The 21216-nt window shown below is 73.2% G+C and carries 18 protein-coding genes; 10 read left to right on the top strand and 8 right to left on the bottom strand.

The window, feature by feature from the left end; all coding sequences use genetic code 11:
• Nucleotides 1-36 precede the first annotated feature (36 nt).
• Nucleotides 37-807, bottom strand: coding sequence for an ABC transporter permease (locus VMF51_RS07750; protein WP_325473839.1), 771 nt, complete (start codon nt 805-807; stop codon nt 37-39).
• On the bottom strand, nt 804-1793 hold the full coding sequence (locus VMF51_RS07755; protein ID WP_325473840.1) for an ATP-binding cassette domain-containing protein: 990 nt from the start codon (nt 1791-1793) through the stop codon (nt 804-806). The genes VMF51_RS07750 and VMF51_RS07755 overlap by 4 nt, the downstream gene beginning before the upstream one ends.
• 62 nt (nt 1794-1855) lie before the next feature.
• On the opposite strand from VMF51_RS07755, the gene VMF51_RS07760 reads away from it, so the two are divergent.
• Nucleotides 1856-2815 (top strand): YafY family protein, encoded by a 960-nt coding sequence (locus tag VMF51_RS07760; protein ID WP_325473841.1) that lies wholly within the window; start codon nt 1856-1858, stop codon nt 2813-2815.
• Between the two features lie 133 nt (nt 2816-2948).
• Here VMF51_RS07760 and VMF51_RS07765 read toward each other — a convergent pair whose 3' ends face one another.
• Nucleotides 2949-5009: an MMPL family transporter gene (locus VMF51_RS07765; RefSeq protein WP_325473842.1), complete on the bottom strand. Its 2061-nt coding sequence runs from the start codon at nt 5007-5009 to the stop codon at nt 2949-2951.
• Nucleotides 5010-5078: 69 nt separating this feature from the next.
• On the opposite strand from VMF51_RS07765, the gene VMF51_RS07770 reads away from it, so the two are divergent.
• From VMF51_RS07770 to VMF51_RS07785, 4 genes are read left to right on the top strand one after another with little or no spacing between them, the layout of a single operon-like run.
• A complete protein-coding gene (locus tag VMF51_RS07770) occupies nt 5079-5402 on the top strand; it encodes a PadR family transcriptional regulator (RefSeq protein ID WP_325473843.1) in 324 nt (107 codons plus the stop codon).
• A complete protein-coding gene (locus VMF51_RS07775; RefSeq protein ID WP_325473844.1) occupies nt 5399-6094 on the top strand; it encodes a permease prefix domain 1-containing protein in 696 nt (231 codons plus the stop codon). Before VMF51_RS07770 ends, VMF51_RS07775 begins: the two co-directional genes overlap by 4 nt.
• A 17-nt stretch (nt 6095-6111) precedes the next feature.
• Nucleotides 6112-6471, top strand: coding sequence for a sterol carrier family protein (locus VMF51_RS07780; RefSeq protein WP_325473845.1), 360 nt, complete (start codon nt 6112-6114; stop codon nt 6469-6471).
• A 10-nt stretch (nt 6472-6481) separates the two neighbouring features.
• Complete coding sequence (locus tag VMF51_RS07785) at nt 6482-7828, top strand: dipeptidase (RefSeq protein WP_325473846.1); 1347 nt, start codon at nt 6482-6484, stop codon at nt 7826-7828.
• A 326-nt stretch (nt 7829-8154) separates the two neighbouring features.
• On the opposite strand, the gene VMF51_RS07790 is transcribed toward VMF51_RS07785, so the two are convergent.
• On the bottom strand, nt 8155-9924 hold the full coding sequence (locus tag VMF51_RS07790; protein ID WP_325473847.1) for a HAMP domain-containing sensor histidine kinase: 1770 nt from the start codon (nt 9922-9924) through the stop codon (nt 8155-8157).
• A 134-nt stretch (nt 9925-10058) separates the two neighbouring features.
• On the opposite strand from VMF51_RS07790, the gene purF reads away from it, so the two are divergent.
• The 3 genes from purF (at nt 10059) to VMF51_RS07805 (ending at nt 13051) form a co-directional block, all read left to right on the top strand.
• Nucleotides 10059-11612, top strand: coding sequence for an amidophosphoribosyltransferase (gene purF, locus VMF51_RS07795; RefSeq protein ID WP_325473848.1), 1554 nt, complete (start codon nt 10059-10061; stop codon nt 11610-11612).
• A 10-nt stretch (nt 11613-11622) separates the two neighbouring features.
• Nucleotides 11623-12699 (top strand): phosphoribosylformylglycinamidine cyclo-ligase, encoded by a 1077-nt coding sequence (gene purM, locus VMF51_RS07800; protein WP_325473849.1) that lies wholly within the window; start codon nt 11623-11625, stop codon nt 12697-12699.
• 163 nt (nt 12700-12862) lie between these two features.
• Nucleotides 12863-13051 carry a DUF3073 domain-containing protein gene (locus VMF51_RS07805; RefSeq protein WP_325473850.1) on the top strand — a complete coding sequence of 63 codons (189 nt, stop codon included), beginning with the start codon at nt 12863-12865 and terminating at the stop codon, nt 13049-13051.
• A gap of 50 nt (nt 13052-13101) precedes the next feature.
• Here VMF51_RS07805 and VMF51_RS07810 read toward each other — a convergent pair whose 3' ends face one another.
• Together VMF51_RS07810 and VMF51_RS07815 are read right to left on the bottom strand one after the other, a co-directional pair.
• Complete coding sequence (locus tag VMF51_RS07810; RefSeq protein WP_325473851.1) at nt 13102-14190, bottom strand: Glu/Leu/Phe/Val family dehydrogenase; 1089 nt, start codon at nt 14188-14190, stop codon at nt 13102-13104.
• A gap of 105 nt (nt 14191-14295) precedes the next feature.
• Nucleotides 14296-15246: a serine/threonine-protein kinase gene (locus VMF51_RS07815; RefSeq protein ID WP_325473852.1), complete on the bottom strand. Its 951-nt coding sequence runs from the start codon at nt 15244-15246 to the stop codon at nt 14296-14298.
• 19 nt (nt 15247-15265) lie between these two features.
• On the opposite strand from VMF51_RS07815, the gene VMF51_RS07820 reads away from it, so the two are divergent.
• On the top strand, nt 15266-15814 hold the full coding sequence (locus VMF51_RS07820) for an RNA polymerase sigma factor (RefSeq protein ID WP_325473853.1): 549 nt from the start codon (nt 15266-15268) through the stop codon (nt 15812-15814).
• A gap of 308 nt (nt 15815-16122) precedes the next feature.
• Here the strand turns inward: VMF51_RS07820 and VMF51_RS07825 are convergent, their stop codons facing one another.
• Complete coding sequence (locus tag VMF51_RS07825) at nt 16123-17370, bottom strand: hypothetical protein (RefSeq protein ID WP_325473854.1); 1248 nt, start codon at nt 17368-17370, stop codon at nt 16123-16125.
• Nucleotides 17367-20543 carry a response regulator gene (locus tag VMF51_RS07830; protein WP_325473855.1) on the bottom strand — a complete coding sequence of 1059 codons (3177 nt, stop codon included), beginning with the start codon at nt 20541-20543 and terminating at the stop codon, nt 17367-17369. Before VMF51_RS07830 ends, VMF51_RS07825 begins: the two co-directional genes overlap by 4 nt.
• 78 nt (nt 20544-20621) lie before the next feature.
• On the opposite strand from VMF51_RS07830, the gene VMF51_RS07835 reads away from it, so the two are divergent.
• Nucleotides 20622-21104 carry a hypothetical protein gene (locus tag VMF51_RS07835; RefSeq protein WP_325473856.1) on the top strand — a complete coding sequence of 161 codons (483 nt, stop codon included), beginning with the start codon at nt 20622-20624 and terminating at the stop codon, nt 21102-21104.
• Nucleotides 21105-21216 lie beyond the last annotated feature (112 nt).

The following is a 21216-nucleotide window of genomic DNA, read 5'->3' on the forward strand; positions in this document are numbered from 1 at the left end:
GCGCCGGAGCGCACGCTCGGGGGCACGACCCGGGGCTCAGGACGACGCGCGCATCGCCCGCAGCCCCACGACCAGCCCGAGTACGGCGACCACGGCCGACGCGAGCAGTCCGGCCCCGATGGTGTCGAGCGGGTACTCGCCCGCGAACAGCGGCCGGACCGCCTCGACGACGTACGTGAGCGGGTTCAGGTCGGACAGGAGCTGCAGCCAGCCCGGAGCGCCCTCGAGCGGCAGCAGCACGCCGGCGAGCAGCAGCAGCGGGAAGATCACCGTCTGCTGGACGGTCCAGAACAGCCAGTCCTGGTCCTTGGCGGCCAGCGCGAGCGCGAAGGACAGCGCGCCGATGCCGATGCTGAACCCGGCCAGGATCACCACCGCGACCAGGATCCCGCCGAGGTGCAGGTCGAAGGAGAACGGCGTGCAGACGGCGACGATGATCGCGGTCTGCATGAGCATCGGCACGATCTCCTTCAGCGCCCGCCCGACCAGCAGCGACGAGCGCGACAGCGGCGAGACCAGCAGCCGCTCGTGCGACCCGGTCACCATCTCCTGCATCAGGTTGGCGCCGGTGAACGTGGCCCCCATCAGCGTGGTCATCGCGACGATGCCGGGCACGAACCACTGCAGCGCCGACCCGTCGCCGGTGTCGGGCAGCAGCGGGGCGAACAGGGCCAGGAAGACCAGCGGCTGCACCATCGCGAACAGCACCGAGGCGGGCTCGCGGAGGACCGGGCGCAGCTCGCGGGTCATCACGTTCCAGGTGTCGAGGACGAACCCGGGGGAGGGAAGGGTGGTGGCGGTGCTCATGCGACGGCTCCTTCGAGGTCGGGGGTGCTGGTCTCGTTGCTCTCGCGCAGGCTGCGGCCGGTGAGGTCGAGGAAGACGTCGTCGAGGGTGGCGCTCGCGACCTCCATGCGCGTGATGCCGACGCCCGCGCCGGCGAGGTCGGTGACCAGTCCCGGCGCGGCCTCCGAGGCGCGCGGCGCCCGGAGTCGTACGACGGTGCCGGTGCGGTCCACCGACGCGCCGGGCAGGCGACGCGAGCCGTGCTCGGCCGCGGCCACGGCGTCGGACTCGGTCGCCAGCGCGAGGGTGACCAGGTCGCCGAGGCCGGACTTCAGCGCGGTCGCGGTGTCGTCGGCGATCACCAGACCGTGGTCGATGACGACGACCCGGTCGGCGATCGCGTCGGCCTCCTCCAGGTAGTGCGTGGTCAGCACGATCGTGGTGCCGCGCTCGTGGTGCAGCCGGCGGACCTGCTCCTGCAGGTTGACCCGGTTCTGGGGGTCGAGGCCGGTCGAGGGCTCGTCGAGGAACATCACCCGCGGCGACTGCACCAGCCCGATCGCGATGTCGAGGCGCCGTCGCTGGCCGCCGGAGAGCGTGGAGACCGGACGGCCCGCGTGCTCGGTGAGGTCGAAGGCGTCGAGCAGCTCCTCGGCGCGTGCCCGCGCGGCCGCGCGCGACATCCCGAAGGAGCGGGCCTGGCTGACCAGCTCGTCGCGGCCCCGCTGCTGGTGGCCGGCGCCGTTGCCCTGGCCGACGTACCCGATGCTGCGGCGTACGTCGCGCTGGTCGCGGACGACGTCGTACCCCGCGACCTCGGCGGTGCCGGAGGTCGGGGCGATCAGGGTGGTGAGCATGCGCAGCGTCGTCGACTTGCCGGCGCCGTTGGGTCCGAGGAAGGCGACGAGCTCGCCCTCCCGGACGTCGAGGTCGAGGCCGCGCACGGCCTCGACCGTCTGCTGGTGACGGGTGAAGTGGCGGGTCAGTCCGCGGGTTCGGATCATCATGGGAACCACGCTAGGAACGAAAGAGGTCAGTTCCTGTCCGCAATCGGATCTAGTCTGACGACATGACGACCAGCGCCCGGATGCTCAGGCTGCTCTCGCTGCTGCAGACCCACCGCTACTGGCCCGGCGGCGAGCTGTCGGAGCGCCTCGACGTCAGCCCGCGCACGCTGCGCCGCGACATCGACCGGCTCCGCGAGCTGGGGTACGCCGTCGACGCGGTCCGCGGCGTGTCCGGGGGCTACCAGCTGCGGGCCGGCGGTCAGCTGCCGCCGCTCCTGCTCGAGGACGAGGAGGCCGTCGCGATCGCGGTCGGGCTCCGCACCGCCGCCGCGGGCGCGGTCGCCGGCATGGAGGAGACCTCCGTGCAGGCGCTGACGAAGGTGATCGCGCTGATGCCGCCGCGCCTGCGCCGCCAGCTCGACGCGCTGCGGACCCAGACCGAGAACTTCACTTGGGGCGGCGGGCCGGTCGTGGACGCGACCGTGCTGACGACCCTCGCGCAGGGCTGCCGCGACGACGAGCCGCTGCGGTTCGGCTACACCGCCCGCGACGCCGAGCCGACCGAGCGCCGGGTCGAGCCGCACCGGCTCGTCTCGCTCGGCCGGCGCTGGTACCTCGTCGCCTACGACCGCGACCGCCAGGACTGGCGCAACTTCCGGGTCGACCGGATCTCCGCGCCGGAGCTCACCGGCGGCCGGTTCCGCCCGCGCGAGCTGCCCGCCGAGGACGCGCTGAGCTTCGTGCAGGCGGGCATCCGCCGGATGCCCCAGCGGTACGCCGTCCGCGCCCGCGTCCAGGCGCCGGCCGAGGTCGTCCAGCGGGCGGTCCACCAGTGGGGCACGGCGACGGAGCTGGAGGACGGCTGCCTGCTGGAGATGAACGTCGACGACCTGCAGTGGCCGGTGATGGTCCTCGCCCAGGTGGGTGCGGACTTCACGGTGGAAAGCCCACCCGAGCTGCGGGAGAAGATCGCCGACGTGGCCGAGCGCTTCGGGCGTGCCGCGTCGAACGGATCGGGGTGAGGCGGTGGGGGCGGGCCGCCTCAGGTTCATCACGGTATGTCGGGGAACTGACACTCCCCACGGTGGGCACGCCATGGGGAGTGTCGGCTCGTCTGCATACCGTGATGAACCTGGGACTCCCGCCGCTGACCCCCTACTCCACCCGCAGCGCCGGAGCCCGCGTCAACCAGCTCGGCGACCACCAGGCCCGCCGGCCGAGGACCGTGAGCACGGCCGGGACGACGAGGCAGCGGATGACGAGCGCGTCGATCAGCACCGCCGCGGCGAGCCCGAGGCCGAACATCTGCAGCATCCGGTCGGGCGAGAACACGAAGGCGCCGAAGACCACGATCATGATCGCGGCCGCCGCGGTGATGACGCCGCCGGTCCGCGCCAGACCCTCGCGTACGGCGGCCGCCGGGTCGCCGCTGCGTACCCACTCCTCGTGCATCCGCGAGACCAGGAAGACCTCGTAGTCCATCGAGAGACCGAAGACGATCGCGAACGTCATCACCGGCACGAAGGCCTCGATCGGTCCCGGCTCGGCCATCAGGCGGCCGTCCTGGAACACCAGCACCATCACGCCGAGCGCCGCTCCGATGGACAGCAGGTTCAGCACCGCAGCCTTGACGGCGATCGCGACCGACCGGAAGACGATCAGCAGCAGCAGCGCGGACAGCCCGACGACCACGCCGACGAACAGCGGGAACCGCTCGGCCACGGCGTCGGAGAAGTCGACGGCGGCCGCGGTCGGTCCGCCGACCAGGGCGGCGTCGGGGAGGTCCTCACGGAGCCGCTGCACCAGCTCGGTGGTCGCCTCGTCCTGGGGAGAGGTGGTCGGGAAGGCCAGCGAGGTGAACAGCTCGCCGTCCGGGGAGGCCTGGGGCGGGGTCGCCCCGGCCACGCCGGGATCGGCCACGAGGACGTCGTACGCCGCCTCCGCGTCCGCCTGGTCGCCCTGCGTCGCGACCACCAGCGGGCCGTTGGCGCCCGGCCCGAAGTGCTCCTCGACCAGGTCGTAGGCCTGGCGGCTGGTGGTGCTCGGGTGGTCGTTGCCGGCGTCGGCGAAGCCGAGCTGCATCGACAGTGCGGGCACGCACAGACCGACCAGCGCGACCGCGGCGACGGCGAGGGCGACCCACGGCCGGCGGGCGACGACGTCGGCCCAGGCGCGCCAGCGGCGGCCGGGCTCGCGGCGCTGGCGCGCGGCGCGCTTGCGGATGCTCCGCTCCAGCCGGGGGCCGAAGATCGTCAGCAGCGACGGCAACAGGGTGAGGGCGGCCAGCATCGTCATCAGCACGGTGAGCGTGACCGCGAGGGCGATCCCCTCCAGTGACCCGAGGCCGAGCGTGTAGAGCCCGAGCAGGGCGATCACGACGGTGATGCCGGCGAAGAGCACCGAGCGGCCGGCGGTGTCGAGCGCGGTCCGGGCGGCGGCCGACCGGTTGGCGCCGTGCAGGATCTCCGAGCGGTAGCGGGCGAAGACGAGCAGCGCGTAGTCGATGCCGACGCCGAGGCCGATCAGCACCAGGATCGGCGCGGTGTAGTCCGGGATCGTCGCGAAGTGCGAGGCCATCGCGACCACCCCGAAGGTGGTCCCGACCGCGAAGATCGCCGTGATCAGCGGCAGCGAGGCCGCCAGCAGCGAGCCGAAGAGGAAGAGCAGGATCACCAGCGCGGCCAGCATGCCCGCGCCCTCCGCGGCGCCGCCGGCCTCGCTCTCCTGGATCTCGCGCACGGCGTCGCCGGACAGCTCGATCCGGACCGTGTCGGACTCGTGCGCCTGGGCGGTGTCGAGGACCGCCTCCTTGGCCTCGGTGGGTACGACGCCCGCCTGGTCGTCGAGCACGACCGTGACCAGGCCGAGCTGCCCGTCCGGGGACACCGTCCCGCCCTGCGGATCCGGCGCCTGGACGGCGGCCACGTGGTCGAGCGGCTCCAGGTCGGCCACCAGCGCGTCGACCTCGTCGGTGACCTGGTCGATCCCGGCGTCGGACTGGACGACGACGGTGATGGCGTCGCCCTCACGGTCGGGCGCGTGCTCGGCGTACGCGTCGAGCAGCGCCTGGGACTCGGTGCCGGGAAGCGTGAAGTCGTTCTTGTAGTCGCTCCCGACGGCCGACGACGCGACCGAGATCCCGACCCATAGCACGATCGCCGTCCAGTGGTGCCGCTGCGACCAGGCGGCCAGCCGGGTCATCCGGGTCTCGGTCATCCTCGCTCCTCGCGTAGCCGGACTACATGTAGGCAGACAACGTAAGCAGAAGAAGAGTAGGCTGTCTACATGAAGGCCGACGCCCTGCGCGGGCACCTCGACGCGCTGATCCTGGCCGTGCTGGAGCGCGGGCCGCTGCACGGCTACGCGATCATCGAGGCGCTGGCCGCTCGCAGCGGCGGCGCGCTCGACCTGCCGACCGGCACCGTCTATCCCGCGCTGCGGCGCTTGGAGGCGGCCGGCCACCTGGACAGCTCGTGGTCGGACGCGAGCGGCCGGCGGCGCCGTACCTACACGCTCTCGCGCAGCGGCCGGAAGGCGCTCGCCGCCGAGCGCGCGGCCTGGGTCGACTTCACGCGCGTCGTCGGCGACGTGCTGGGACCGGCGACGTGAGCCTTCTCAGGGTCTTCCCCGATGGCGCGGCGCCCGTCGTCTCCGGCACGCTGGGCGGCATGACCGACGCCTACCTCCGTCGGCTCGACGCCACCCTGGCCGGCCCGCGGCGCGCGCGCCGCGACCTGCTGCGGGAGGTGGCCGACCACCTCGAGGACGCGACCGAGGCCTACGTCGCGGCCGGGTACGACGAGCCCGCGGCCGCCGCGCTGGCCCGCCGCGACTTCGGCACCGTGGCCGAGGTCGCCCCCGGTCTCCAGGCGACGCTGGGCGTCGCGGCCGCCCGCCGGTCGCTGCTGCTGTTCGTGCTGGCCTGCGTGCCCCAGGCCTTCCTGTGGGACGGCGGCCTCGCGCTGGCGCAGACGGCGCACTCGGAGGCGCCGGACACCCTGGTGTACCGCCTGCTCGACGCGCTGGTGGAGCAGGGCGGGTTCGTCGCGCTGCTGGTCGCGGTCGCCGGTCTGGTCCTCACCGGGATCGGCCAGCGCTGGGTCCGGCCGGCTCCCTGGATGCTGCGCACCGTCTCGGCCTCGACGCTCACGGCGGCGGTCCTCGTGATCGTGACCGGGGTGACCATGACCGCCATGTCGAACGGGGCGGAGCCGCTGCTGTGGCTCGAGCTCGCCCTGCTGATGGTGCTGCCCCTCGCGCTGGTGGCCCGGTCCGCACGGGCGGCGTACGCCGCGGCCTGATCCGGGACAATGGGCGGGTGCCCGCTCGACTCCGTCCCGCCGATCCCGCCGACGTCTCCGCCGCCCTCGCCCGGGTCGGCTCCGACACCGCCGAGCGCGGCGACCTCCGGCTGCTGGTCAAGCACTTCATGGCCGTCCTGGAGCAGCGGGCGCCGGGGCACTCCGTCGAGGTGCGGGTCCCGCCGTACGCCGCCGTCCAGGTCATCCCCGGCGTCCGGCACACCCGGGGTACGCCGCCGGCGGTGATCGAGACCGACGCCGCGACCTGGATCGCGCTGGCCACCGGCGAGCTCGCCTGGGCCGACGCGGAGTCGACCGCCGCGGTGCGAGCGAGCGGCGAGCGGGCCGACCTGACGCCGTACCTGCCGCTGACCTAGTGTCGAGCGCATGAGCGAAGAGATCCGCAACCGGGTGCAGGCCGTCCTCCCGTCCGTCCGGGCGGACCTCGAGGACCTGGTGAGGATCCAGTCGGTCAGCGCCGACCCCGAGCGGCTGAGCGAGGTCGAGAAGAGCGCCGAGCGGACCCTGGAGCTGTTCCGGGCCGAGGGCGTCGACGCCGAGATCGTGCGCGCCTTCGACGGTGCGCCTCCGGCCGTCGTCGGGGAGAAGAAGGGTCCCGCGGGCGCGCCGACCGTGCTGCTCTACGCCCACCACGACGTCCAGCCCGAGAACGACCCGGCCGACTGGGACTCCCCGCCGTACGAGCCCACCGAGCGCGACGGCCGTCTCTACGGCCGCGGTGCCGCCGACGACAAGGCCGGGATCATGGCCCACGTCGGCGCCCTCCGCGCGCTCGGCGACGACCTGCCCGTCACCGTCCGGCTGTTCATCGAGGGCGAGGAGGAGGTCGCCAGCGCGACCCTCCCGCAGCTGCTCGAGCAGTACCAGGACCGGCTGAAGGCCGACGTCATCGTGATCGCCGACTCGGGCAACTGGGACATCGGCGTACCCGCCCTGACGACCAGCCTGCGCGGCCTGATCCGCGTCGACGTCGAACTCCGCACGCTCACCCACGCCGTGCACTCCGGCATGTGGGGCGGCCTCGCGCCGGACGCGATCATGGCGCTGATCCGGCTGCTCGACACCCTGTGGGACGAGTCCGGCGCGCCCGCGGTGGCCGGTCTGGCGAGCGGCCCGGCGGCGGACGTGGAGTACCCCGAGGAGCGCCTGCGCGCCGAGTCCGGTGCGATCGACGGGCTGTCGTGGGTCGGGCAGGGTCCCGCCGTCGAGCGGCTGTGGACCCAGCCCGCCATCACCGTCACCGGCTTCGACGCCCCCAAGGTCGCCGGCGCCTCCAACACCCTCAGCCCGGTCGCCCGCGCCCGCGTCACGATCCGGATCGCCCCCGGCGACACCGCCGAGAACGCCGTCGCGCGCCTCGAGGAGCACCTGCGGGCCAACGTCCCGTGGGGCGCGTCGCTCTCGACCACCGTCGTCGACACCGGCGAGCCGATCGCGCTCCCCGCCCAGGGGCCGGCGTACGACGCCGCGCGCGCCGCGTTCACCGAGGCCTGGGACGGCACCGCGCCCGTCGACATGGGCGTCGGCGGCTCGATCCCGTTCATCGCCGAGTTCCTCGAGGCGTTCCCGGAGGCCAGCGTGCTGGTCACCGGCGTCGAGGACCCCGACACCCGCGCCCACGGCGCCAACGAGGGCCTGCACCTCGCCGAGTTCGAGCGGGTCGTGCTCGCCGAGGCGCTGTTGCTGCGGAACCTGGGCACCAACGCCGGTTGAGATGCGAGCGAAGCGAGCCTCGACACCCGGTGAGACGTACGACGTCATCGATCGAGGCCGACTCTCGGCTCGCCGGGTTTCGAGGCTCCTCCGCTCCTGCGTCGCTCCGGAGCACCTCAACCAGCGTCAGGGGACCCACCGGTGGTTGAGGTGTGAGGGCCTCCAGGCCCGTCTTGTCGAGAGTCGGCGTCGGCTGTCGGCTCGCTGGGTTTCGTCGCTCCGGAGCACCTCAACCAGCGTCGGGGGACGCGCCGGTGGTTGAGGTGTGAGGGCCTCCAGGCCCGAGCCTCGAAACCCGGTGAGTGGGTCGGTCGACCTCGGCCGGCTCAGGCGGACGGCAGGAAGACGCGGAACGTGCTGCCCTTCCCCAGTTCGGACTCGACCACGATCCGGCCGCCGTGGCGCTGGACGATCCGGCTGACGATGGCGAGGCCGAGGCCGGTGCCGGGCTGGGAGACGGCGGCGGGGTTGGAGGAGCGGAAGAACTCGGTGAAGAGCTGCTCCTGGTCCTCGGGGGAAATGCCCAGACCCTCGTCGGAGCAGACCAGCTCGACCTGGCCGTCGTCGGTGGAGGTGACCGAGACGGAGATGTGGCCGCCCTCGGGGGTGTACTTCAGCGCGTTGCTGACCAGGTTGGACACGACCCGGTCGAGCTCGGTCGCGTCGCCGTTCGCGAGCACCTGGTCGGCGCCGGCGAGTACGGCGACGCTGAGGTGGCGGCGCTCGGCCTCGACCGCGGTCAGCTCCACGACGTCCTCGACGATCGTGCGCAGGTCGACGGGGCGGGCGGCGACGGGGTGGTCGGGGTCGCCGACCTGGGCGAGCAGCAGCAGGTCGTCGACCACCCGGCCCAGGCGTCGCGCACCCCGCTCCATCGCGCTCAGCGAGGTCCGGACCGGCCCGGGGAGGCCGTCGACGGACTCGAGGATCTCCAGGTGGCCGAGCACCGAGGTCAGGGGGTTCTTCAGCTCGTGCGACAGGGTCGCGATCAGCTGGGTGCGGTAGGTGTCGAGCTCCTGCAGCTGCTTGACCAGCCGGTGCTCGCGCTCGTAGGCGCGCACGTTGAGGATGGCCCCGCCGAGGTCGCGGCCCACGTCGAGCGCGGCGGCCGCCTCGGTCTCGGTCCAGCCGGGGGCGTGCACCGGCCGGGTCAACACGAGGTTGCCGAGGCACTCGTGGCCGGCGCCGAGGGGGACGAAGAGGATCGAGCCGACGCCGATGGAGGCCAGGAAGTCGATGATCTGCTGCCCCTGCTGCTCGGTCAGCAGGCCGAACGACCGGCCCTCGGCGACGACGGTGACCTGCTGGTCGGTCCACAGGTCCCGGGCGGCGTTCTCCGCGATCGACACCAGCTCGTCGGGGAGGACGACGGTCGTCCCGTCCGCGGAGTAGACGCTGCCCTTGCCGAGGCCGTCCTCGTCGAAGGTCTGGATCCACATGCCCAGCGCGCGGAAGCCCTCGACCAGAGCGGGGCGCGAGGTCTCCAGGATGTGCTCGAGGGAGCGCTGGCCGGACGCCTGCCGCACGATCCGCCGGGCGGTGTCGGCGAGCCGGACCTGCGCGGCGAGCTCCTCCCGCTCCAACGCCGTGAGTACGGCGCGGGCGGCCTGTTCGGCGTACGTCTCGAGCACCCGCCGCTGGTCGGGGCCGGGGCGCCGGCCGTCGGCGGGGAGGTCGATGGAGAGGGTGCCGCGCAGCGTGCCGTCGTGGTCGCGCAGCGGGGCCACCAGCAGGTCCATCGGGTGCCAGGCGTCGGGGACGTCGAGCGGCTCGATGTCGGGCACCCAGCCCCACTCGCCCTCCCCGAGGTCGAGCCGCTCGTGAGGCACGAACTTCAGCAGCCCCCAGTCGTCGGCCTTCTCGAGCTCGGCGAGCAGCCCCTCGATGGGGGTGCGGCTTCCCTCGAGCTGGCGACGGGCGTCCTCGTTGCCGGCGACGGCCATCACCTGCATCTGGCCGTCGTCGCGCACGACGCTGATGGCGGCGACGCCCCAGCCCGCGATCGCCGTGATCCCCTCCGCGATCAGCTGGAGCGCGTCGTCGCCGGGGCCGGGCCGCGCGCCGCCGCGCGCCGCCGCTGGTGGGGGTGAGGGCACGGGGGGCCTCCAGGGAGGTGCCGGGAAGGGAGCAGGGACGATGGTACGGGCGACCACCGACGCCGGGAGGCCGACCGGGTGACCTTGGGCACGACGAAGCGGGTTCTGGGGTGCCTCGTCGGTACAGTTGCGGGGTGCCGTACCTCAGCAGCCATGGCAGCTCACGCAGGGGAGGCGACGGCCGGCTGACCGCCGCCCTCGATCCCCAGGACCAGGGTCCGCAGGACGCCTGCGGCGTCTTCGGAGTCTGGGCGCCGGGGGAGGACGTCGCCAAGCTGACCTACTTCGGGCTCTACGCGCTGCAGCACCGCGGCCAGGAGTCGGCGGGCATCGCGGTCTCGAACGGGCGCCAGATCCTGGTCTACAAGGACATGGGCCTGGTCTCCCAGGTCTTCGACGAGACCACGCTGGCCTCGCTCAACGGCCACGTCGCCATCGGCCACTCGCGCTACTCCACGACCGGCGCGAGCACCTGGCAGAACGCCCAGCCGACGTTCCGCCCCACCGCCGACGGCTCCATCGCGCTGGGCCACAACGGCAACCTGATCAACACCCACGAGCTCTCGCAGCTGGTCGAGGACCTCCCCGGCCCCGAGGACGAGCTCGACCTGCACACCCGCCCGCAGGAGACCTCCACCAACGACACCGGGCTGGTCACGGCGCTGCTCGCCCACCACCCGGACACCTCGCTGGAGCAGCGGGCGCTCGAGGTGCTGCCCAAGCTGCGCGGCGCCTTCTGCTTCGTGTGGATGAACGAGAACACCCTGTACGCCGCCCGCGACCCGCAGGGCATCCGTCCGCTCGTCCTGGGCCGCCTCGACCGCGGCTGGGTCGTCGCCTCCGAGGACGCCGCGCTGGCCACCATCGGCGCGAGCGTCGTCCGCGAGGTCGAGCCGGGCGAGATGATCGTCATCGACGAGCAGGGCCTGCGCTCGCACAAGTTCGCGGAGCCCGACCGCAAGGGCTGCGTCTTCGAGTACGTCTACCTCGCCCGCCCCGACGCCACCATCAGCGGCCGCAGCGTCCACGAGTCGCGCGTCGAGATGGGCCGCCAGCTGGCCCGCGAGTTCCCCGTCGAGGCCGACCTCGTGATCCCGGTCCCCGAGTCCGGCACCCCCGCCGCGGCCGGGTACGCCGAGGAGTCGGGCATCCCGTTCGGCCAGGGCTTCGTCAAGAACGCCTACGTCGGCCGCACGTTCATCCAGCCGAGCCAGACGCTCCGCCAGCTCGGCATCCGCCTCAAGCTCAACGCCCTGGAGCACATGATCCGCGGCAAGCGGGTCGTGGTGGTCGACGACTCGATCGTGCGCGGCAACACCCAGCGCGCCCAGGTGCGGATGCTGCGCGAGGCGGGCGCGCGCGAGGTGCACGTGCGCATCTCCAGCCCGCCGGTGAAGTGGCCGTGCTTCTACGGCATCGACTTCGCCACCCGTGCCGAGCTGATCGCCAACGGCCTCACCCCGGAGGAGATCGCCGCCAGCGTCGGCGCCGACACCCTCGGCTACATCTCGCTCGACGGCATGGTGGAGGCCACCGGCCAGCCGAAGGAGACGCTGTGCCGCGCCTGCTTCACCGGCGAGTACCCCGTCGAGCTGCCCGACGAGTCGCTGCTGGGCAAGCACCTCCTCGAGGCCACCCTGAAGTCCCCGACCATGGGCCGCGCGCTGCCCGTGCTCAACAACCCGTGAAGGACCGTCTGTGAGCAACGCCGTCCCCGGAAGCAACGCGTACGCCGAGGCCGGCGTCGACATCCACGCCGCCGACCGGGCCATCGAGCTGATGAAGGCCTCCATCGAGAAGGCCCGCCGGCCCGAGATGATCGGCGGCCTGGGCGGCTTCGCCGGGCTCTTCGACGCCTCCGCGCTGACGAAGTACACCCGTCCGCTGCTGGCCACCTCCACCGACGGCGTCGGCACCAAGGTCGCGATCGCGCAGGCGATGGACGTCCACGACACGATCGGCTTCGACCTGGTCGGCATGGTCGTCGACGACCTCGTGGTCTGCGGCGCCGAGCCGCTGTTCATGACCGACTACATCGCCACGGGCAAGGTCGTCCCCGAGCGGATCGCGGCGATCGTCCAGGGCATCGCCGAGGCGTGCGTCGAGGCCGGCTGCGCGCTGGTGGGCGGCGAGACGGCCGAGCACCCCGGCCTGCTGGCCCCCGACGAGTACGACGTCGCCGGGGCCACCACGGGCGTGGTCGAGGCCGACCGGCTGCTCGGCCCCGGACGGGTCCGCCCGGGCGACGTGGTCGTCGCCATGGCGGCGAGCGGCCTGCACTCCAACGGCTACTCCCTGGTCCGCCACGTCCTCCTGGAGAAGGCCGGCTGGGAGCTGGACCGCAACGTCGCGGAGCTCGGCCGCTCGCTGGGCGAGGAGTTGCTGACGCCGACCCGGATCTACGCCAAGGCCTGCCTGGCGCTGGCCGACCGGACGGCCACGCACGCGATGTCCCACGTCACCGGGGGCGGCCTCGCGGCCAACCTGGAGCGGGTGCTGCCCGTCGAGCTGACCGCCACCCTGGACCGCACCACGTGGACGCCCCAGCCGATCTTCGACCTGGTCCGCAAGGTGGGCGACATCTCGCAGGCCGACCTCGAGATGACGCTCAACTGCGGCGTCGGGATGGTCGCCATGATGCCGGCGGAGGACGTCGACGCGGCCGTGGCGCTGCTCGACGGCTTCGGGATCCGGGCCTGGGTGGCCGGCGAGGTGAGCGCCTCGGACACCGACGGAGGCCGGGTCCGGCTCATCGGTCAACACGCCGGTTGGTGATTTCAGCCGATTTCTCCCCGGGGTTCCGGCGTTCGGACGCCGAAACGGGCACTCGGTGTGCGGGAACAGCCACCGAACAGGTAGCGTTGGCCCCACGAGTGAAATACTGAGGACCAGCCCGGGAGCCACTGTGCCCCGGCCAACGTGCGAGGGGGCTGACCCTATGGGGCGCGGCCGAGCGAAGGCAAAGCAGACGAAGGTCGCCCGCGACCTGAAGTACCGCACTCACGAGACGGACTTCGGGAAGCTGGCACAAGAGCTGCACGGCGGTGAGGACCACGCCGAATCCGACCCGGTGGACCCTGAGGTCCTCGAGAAGTGGTCGGACTACTCAGAACCCCAGCGCGACTGACTCGCGGCCGTCGAGGCGGCCCGCGTGAGCGGACCGCCTCGCGGTGGGAGTCAGCTGATCCAGATCCCTCGCAACCGACCCACGTCGCGCATCCGCGCCTCGGCGAGTCGGTCAGCGGCGAGGGCAGGTGAGACGCCGTCGCGTGCGGCGAGCGCGAGTACGTCGCGGGTCGTGTCGTAGATGCGGCTCGCGCGCTGCTGGGCGCGTTCGAAGCTGAAGCCGACAGGGTCGAGCTCGTCGGCGACCTGCATCAGGCCGCCGGCGTTCACGCAGTAGTCGGGCGCGTAGACGATGCCGCGGTCCGCGAGTGACTTCTCGACCCCGGGGTGGGCGAGCTGGTTGTTCGCGGCGCCGCAGACGACGCGGGCCGACAGCACCTCGACCACGTCGTCGGTGAGCGCCCCGCCGAGGGCGCACGGCGCGTAGACGTCGAGCGAGCCCTCGACCAGGGCCTGCGTCGACGCGACGACGCGCACGCCGGGGTGCTCGTCGACGATGCGGTCGAGCGCGGGCTGCCAGGTGTCGGTGACGACGACGTCCGCGCCGTCCTCGACGAGGTGGCCGACCAGGTGTCGCCCGACCTTGCCGACCCCGGCGACACCGACCGTGCGGCCGGCCAAGGAGGTGTCGCCCCAGGCGGCCTCGGCGGCGGCGCGCATCCCCTGGAAGACGCCGTACGCCGTCAGCACCGAGCTGTCGCCCGCGCCACCGTGCGCCGTCGTACGCCCGGTGACGTAGTCGCACTCGCGGGCGATGTGGTCCATGTCCTCGCTGAACGTGCCCACGTCGCAGGCGGTGCGGTAGCGGCCGCCGAGGGACTGCACGAACCGGCCGTACGCGCGCAGCAGCGCCTCGGACTTCAGTGTGCGCGGGTCGCCGATGATCACGGCCTTGCCGCCGCCGAGGTCGAGGCCGGCGAGCGCGGCCTTGTAGGACATGCCGCGGGAGAGGTCCAGCACGTCGCGCAGCGCGGCGTCGGTGGTGGGGTACGGGTGGAACCGGGTGCCGCCGAGGGCCGGGCCGAGGGCCGTGGAGTGGATGGCGACGATCGCGCGGAGGCCGGTGGCCGAGTCGTGCGCGTAGACGACCTGCTCGTGCTCCGGGCCGAGCTCGAAGGGGTCGCTGGAGGGAACGGTCATGGTGGTGTCCGCCTGTTCTGATGTGGCCACGAGGTGGTGTGGCGCTGGGCTCTGCCCGCAGGGGTGGCGCGGGTCACATCCAGGTTAGGACATGCCGGTCGGGGCTCAGCGCGCGGCCGCGGTGACGGCGTACGCCGCGGCGAAGGCGGCGCCCAGGACGAGCAGCAGGAGCAGCGTGAACGCCGGGGTCAGCGCGCCGGTCGGGCGGGCAGCCGGGGGCGGGTCGTTGATCAGCGTCGGCGCCGGCGGCGGCCCCTCGGCGGCCGAGCGGAGCGCGGCGACGAACGACGCGATGTCGGGCCAGCGGTCCCTCGGATCGGGCTGGAGACCGCGCAGCAGGACGGCGTCGACGGCGGGTGACACGTCCGCGACCGACGACGGCGGAACCGGCAGGCTCGCCCCGAGGAGGTCGCTGAGCGTGGTGCTGCGCGCCAGGCGCCCGGTGAGCAGCTGGTAGGCGACGGCGGCGAGGGCGTGCACGTCGGCGCGCCGGTCGATGCCGGTGCCCCTCACCTGCTCGGGAGCCATGTACGCCGGGCTGCCCACCACCTGGGTGAGACCGCTGGCGTGCAGCATCGCCTTCGCGACGCCGAGGTCGGCCACCAGGACCCGGGTCCCGTCGCGGCTGCCGCGCAGCAGCAGGTTCTGCGGCTTCACGTCGCGGTGCACGATGCCGAGGTCGTGGAGCACGCTCAGCCCCGCCCCGGCCTGCGCGACGAGGTCGACGACCTGGTCCAGCGGGAGCTGCCGGCCGTCCTCCGCCAGGCCGGCGACGGTGCCACGGTCGGCGTACGTCATCACGAAGTACGGCGTCGCGTCGACCTCGCCGACGTCGTACACGCGGACGATGTGGTCGGAGTCGGCCCGGCGCAGGATGCGGGCCTCCTCCAGGAACCGCTCGCGGACGTCGAGTCGCTGCGCCCAGTTGTCGGCGAGTGCCTTGACCGCGACGTCGGACTCCAGCTCGGTGTCGCGGTAGAGCCACACCGTCGCGAACCCGCCGGCCCCGAGCCGCTCCACGCGCTCCAGACGGCCGAGGCGCTCGGGGAGGGACACGGTCGGTAGTCTGCCTCAGGTGCCGGACCCCGACGAGCTCGACGCCCTGGCCCTGCGCGCCGCCGGCGGCGACCGCGCGGCGCTGGAGGACCTGCTCGTCGCGGTGCAGCCGCGGGTGCGGCGGATCTGCGGCCGGATGCTGCTCTACCCGGAGGACGCCGAGGAGGCGGCCCAGGACGCGCTGCTGCTGGTCGCCACCAAGATCGGCCAGTTCGGCGGCCGCAGCCGGTTCACCACCTGGCTGCACGCGGTCGCGTCGAACAGCGCGCGGTCGACGTACCGGACCCTGAAGCGGCGGGCCGCGGAGCGACTCACCGAGGACCTCCCCGCCGCCCCCGACCCGCGCACGACCAGCGTGATCGCCGGCAGCCGCCTCGACCTGCTGGAGGCGCTGGAGGTCGTCGGCAGCACCCGCCCCGAGCTCGTCGAGCCCCTGGTCCTGCGGGATGTGCAGCAGCTGGAGTACGCCGAGATCGCGGAGCTCCTGGAGATCCCGCTCGGCACCGTGAAGTCCCGCATCCACGCCGCACGGACCGCCGTCCGCCCGTTGCTGGTCGTCTCCGACTGACGCTGGTCGAGAGCCGCGAAACCTGGTGCGTGGAGAGTCGGCGGTGGTTGCTGTTGCTTGTCGGCTTGGAGGGGTTTCGAGGCTCGCTTCGCTCGCACCTCAACCGGCGTGGGGGTGGCGGTGGTTGAGGTGTGAGGAGCGCTAGCGACGAGCCTCGAAACCCGGTGAGACAGGAGTCGGCGGTGGTTGCTGTTGCTTGTCGGCTTGGAGGGGTTTCGAGGCTCGCTTCGCTCGCACCTCAACCAGCGTCAGTCGGTGTTCGCTCGCACTTCAACCAGCGTCGGCGTTCGCTCGGTCCACGACCAGCGTCAACCGGCGTGGTGGGTCGAGCGCATCAGGACGACGTCGCCGTGGGTGCCGTAGCCGGCGATGCGGCCGCCGTACCCCTGGCCGTTGAAGGCGACCATCAGCCAGCCGCCGGGCTCGCGGACGACGGTGGGCCACGGCAGGTTGGTGGGGTACGGCGCGTCGAGGCGGCCGGTCTGGGTGAGGGTCAGGTCGTAGACGGGGTACTCGCCGCGGCGGTCGCTGGCCAGCACCTGCCAGTCGCCGGAGAGCGGGTCGCGGTGGAGCGTGGTGCCCTCGCAGGCGCGGCGGGACTCGTCGGCGCCGAGCATCCGCAGGTCGTCGAGGGTGGGGCCGGCGGCGAGCACCGGGTGGAAGCGGAAGTAGCGGCTGGCGCTGACGTACCCGACCAGCCAGCCGTCGTCGGTGCGGACCAGGTGCGGGTCCCAGACGGCGACGGAGGTCAGTCCGTCGGTGGGCAGCCCGAGCACTCGGGTGTCGAGCACGTGCACCCCCGTGGTCAGGTCGTCGGTGCTGGACGCGAGGAGCACCCGCACGGGACGCGACTTGTCGAAGTCGCCCCAGCTGCTGGTGGCGACTAGCCAGCGGCCGGCGTCGCGGACCAGGTGCGTGGCGTGGTCGCCGAAGACGCCGGGGGCGTCCGGGCGGCGGAAGAAGAGGTCGGCGCGGTGCGCGAGCTCCAGGGTGTCGGGGTCCAGTGACCACACCGACGTGTGCGCGGTCGCGAAGAAGCCCGGACCCGCACTGGTGGCGGTGAGCAGCAGCACCCGGCCGAGGCGGTACGGCGACCCGTCCGCGCGGGTCACCAACCGCAGGTCGCGCAGGCCCAGCTGCCCGAAGCGACCGGCCGTCCCGCCGCTCGCGCTCAGACCGGCCAGCCACTCCTCGTCGCGGGTGTCGACCCGGCCCTCGAGATCGACCCGGGCGCGCGCGACCCAACGGTCGGCCTCCCGGGTCAGCAGGGTGGCCTGGGTGCCGGTGAGCGTGAGTCCGACGGCGTCGACGGGAGCCGACGCCCGGCCGTGGCGCCGGCTGCGGTGCCGGGTCGGGCGCCGCCCGCCCGTGTCCACGCTGAGCCACCCGCGGCCGTCGTACCCGGCGCTGATCTCGACCGCGCCGCCGGCCAGGGTCAGGGGGCCGTCCGCCCCGGTGACGGCGACGTACGGCGCCGGCGGCAGGTCGCCGGGCAGGACCAGGTCGACCGGGCGGCGGCGGGCGACCACCTCGAACCGGGTGTCTAGCAGGTTCAAGACGTCGCGTCCCGCAGGGCCTCGACGGCCCGCCCGACCTCGCGGTGCAGGTCGGCCATCATCGGCTCGGTGCCGTCGGTGCGACCGCTCTCGGCGTACGTCTCCAGGGCCGCCGCGGCCGCCGCGACGAGGGGGAGGCCCAGGTTGAGGGCGCTGCCCTTGACCAGGTGGGCGGAGGTGAAGGCGCGGTTGGCGTCCCGGGCGTCGATCGCGTCCTGGATGGCGCGCACCTGTTCGTCGATGCGGCTCATGAAGGACGCGGCGGTGCGCTCGAAGAAGCTGACGCCGTCCTTGCGGAGCTCGTCGAGCATCCGCACGCGCGCCGGGTCGAGGACGACGCCCGTGCCGGGGGCGTCGTCGTCACCCTCGATCGACGGCAACGGCTGGGGCTCGGCCTGCGGCCCGGTCCAGCGCCGGAGCACCCGCTCGAGCGCGACGGTGTCGACCGGCTTGGTGAGGAAGTCGTCCATGCCGGCGGCGAGGCAGCGCTCGCGCTCGCCCTCCAGCACCGACGCGGTCATCGCGATGATCGGGACCCGGACGCCCTCGGGCTCGGCGGCCCGGACCTCCCGGGTCGCGTCGAAGCCGTCCATGCGCGGCATCCGGCAGTCCATGAGGACGGCGTCGAAGGTGTGCGGACCGGTCAGCAACGCGGTGGCCTCGACGCCGTCGGAGGCGAGCGCGACGGTGGCTCCGAGGCTCTCCAGCAGCCCGGTCGCGACCAGCTGGTTGACCGCGTTGTCCTCGACCACGAGCACCCGGATGTCGAGTCGCGGAGTGCTCGTCGCCTGCGTGGGCTCGGGTCCGGCGGGTACGTCGACGGCGAGCGTCGCGAGCAGCGCGTCGTACAGCTCGGCGTGCCGGACGGGCTTGCTCAGCACGTCGTCGGCGTCGACCTCCGCGGCGGCGCTGCGACCGGCGTCGAGGTCGGGGGAGAGCAGCAGCAGCCGCAGGCCGCCGAGGTCGTCGTCGGACCGGATCCGCCGGGCCAGCCCGAGGCCGTCGTCGCCGGGCAGGCCGAGGTCCACGATCGCGAGCGCGAACGGGCGCTCACTGCGGATCCCCTCGCGCAGCACCGCGAACGCCTCGTCGGTCGACGAGACGGCGAGCGGCTCCAGGTCCCAGGCGCGCAGCTGCTGGGCGAGCGCGAAGCGGTTGCTCTCGTTGTCGTCGACGACCAGGACCCGGTGGCCGCGGGGCAGGGCCGTCGTACGGCGCCGGGCGGACCGGACGCCGCGGGCGTGGCCGAAGCTGGCCGTGAACGAGAACGTGCTGCCGATGCCGGGCCGGCTCCGGACGTCGATGCGGCCCCCGAGCGCCTCGACGATCTGCTGGGAGATGGCGAGCCCGAGCCCGGTGCCGCCGTGCTGTCGGGTGGTCGACAGGTCGGCCTGGGTGAAGGCGTCGAAGAGGGTCGGGATGGCGTCGGGGGCGATCCCGACGCCGGTGTCGCTGACCTCGATCCGCAGCACGACCTCGCGCTCGCTCGCCGAGGCGACCGAGGCCCGGACGACGACCTCGCCGCGGGCGGTGAACTTCACGGCGTTGGAGCCGAGGTTGGTGATCACCTGGCCGAAGCGGGTGACGTCGCCGCGCAGGTACGCCGGCACCTCGGGGTCGCAGGCGACGACGAGCTCGAGGCCCTTCTCGTGGGCCGGTCCGGCGAACGCGCCCGCGATCCGGTCGAAGACCTGGCGGACATCGAAGTCGGCGTCCTCGAGCTCCAGCTTGCCGGCCTCGATCTTGGACAGGTCGAGGATGTCGTTGATGATCGCCAGCAGGTTCATCCCGGCGCTCTGCAGGCCGTCGGCCAGGCGGCGCTGGTGGTCGTCGAGGTCGGTGCGCAGCAGCAGCTCGTTGAGGCCGATCACGCCGTTCATGGGGGTCCGGATCTCGTGGCTCATGGTGGCCAGGAACTCCGACTTCAGCCGGGAGGCCTCCATCGCCTGGTCGCGCGCCACGGCCAGGTCGGCCGCGCTGCTCTCGCGCTCGGCGACCATGGACAGCTGGGCGGCGATCTGGGCGATCAGCTGGTGGGAGTTCTCGTCCGGCGGCACCTCGTCGGCGAGCAGCAGGATCACGCCCGCCACCACCGTGCCGACCAGGACGGGCATGGCGATCAGGCTGTGGGTCTCGGCGTCGCGCGCGGGCGGGCCGGTCGCCACCCGGCCCTCCCGTCGGGCTTCGGCCACGAGTCCGAGGTCGCGCGGGATCAGCGACTCGTCGTACCCGGCCAGCGGGGTGAGGGTGTCCTCGGGGCCGGAGTACAGGGCCAGCGCCTGCCAGCCCGGGGCGTTGGCCGGCAGCCCCGCCGCGGCGAGACCGACGGCCTCGACCAGCGTGCCGGCGCGGTTCGCGACCTCGGCCATCTGCTGCAGCAGGTGCAGTCGCCGGGTCGCCTCCGTCGCGTGCTCGTCGGCGGTCTTCAGGTCGGTGATGTCCTGGATCGCGCCGCTCATCCGGACCGCCGTCCCGTCGGGCGCGCGCTCGACCACCCCGAGGCCGCGGATCCAGCGCAGCTCGCCGCTCGGCAGCACCCGGCGGGCCGTCCAGGCGAACTCCTCGCCGTTCTTGACCGCGTCCCGGACCACCTGGCGGACCTGGTCGCGGTCGGCGGGGTGGAGGGTGTCGAAGAAGCCACTCCAGGACACCGCGTACGTCGCCGGGTCGAGGCCGAGGATCCGGTACAGCTCGTCGGACCAGCTGCCCTTCTGCGCGCGCAGGTCGATGTCCCAGCTGCCGAGCCGGGCGACCTCCTGGGCGTGGGCGAGCTGCTGCTCGCGCAGCTGCAGGGTCGCGACCAGCGCCCGGCGCGCGGTGTGCGGCGTGACCCGGTGCAGCCAGCCGATCGGCCGGCCGTCGTCGTCGTACACGGCACTGTGGCTGGCCAGTGCCCACACGATGCTGCCGTCGGGCCGGCGGAAGGGGGTCTCGAGGTTCTCGAGCGGCTCGCCGGTCTCCTCCAGCTGCCGCATCCGGCGCGCGAGCTCGTGGCGGCCGTCCTCGCCGAGGAGGGACTCGATGTCGCGTCCGACGAGGTCCTCGGCCGGGCGCGCCACCAGCGCCGCCATGCGGGCGTTCGCGTAGACGGTCCGGCCTGAGGGGTCGACGAGCCACAGTCCGTCGGTGCTCGCCTCGACCATCCGCTGGAACAGGTCGGGGGGTCCGTGCATGCACGCCTCCTCTAGGACCATTCTCCACACCGGCCGAGCGTCGCGGGCGGGTTCCCCTCGGGATGACAGGCTGGGCAGGTGCCCGACCGCCCGCTGAACCTGCGACCCAGTACCCACCCCACGTTGGTGCGCTGGCTGACCTGGGTCGCGGCGATCGGCTGCGTGCTGGTGCTCCTGGGTGCTCCGGTCTGGTTCTTCATGCACGGCGACGCCGCGGGCTGGCAGGAGGGACGCGAGGTCACGGTGAGCGTCGAGCCCGACGCCTGGTGTCGCACCGGCCCACCGCCCGGCTCCCCGCGCACCTGCGAGGCCAGCTGGCCGGGTGGTTCCGGGGACGTCAGCGACAGGTACGGCGGCCCGCGCCCCGAGACCGGTGAGCAGGTGACCGCCCGGATCGTCGGCGACGACCTCACCCTGACCGGCTACAGCCGGATCCTGCTCCGCTGGGCGCTGCTGGCGCCGTACCTCACGCTCGTCGGGCTGGTCCTCGCCCTCGCCGCCGCCGCCGCCCTGGTCCGCCTCGACCCGCGCTGGTGGGGGCGTCGTACTGACCTGATCTGAGGCCGACCCGTCACTTCCTCGGGGGTTTTCGCGGTGTGTCGTTGCGGCATTGACGGGTCGGCCGGAGCTGCGTCGACGTAGGACGACTCTTGACGCCGTACGCCGGGGCAGG

It is taken from the genome of Nocardioides sp., assembly GCF_035503875.1.
Taxonomy (GTDB): Bacteria; Actinomycetota; Actinomycetes; order Propionibacteriales; family Nocardioidaceae; genus Nocardioides.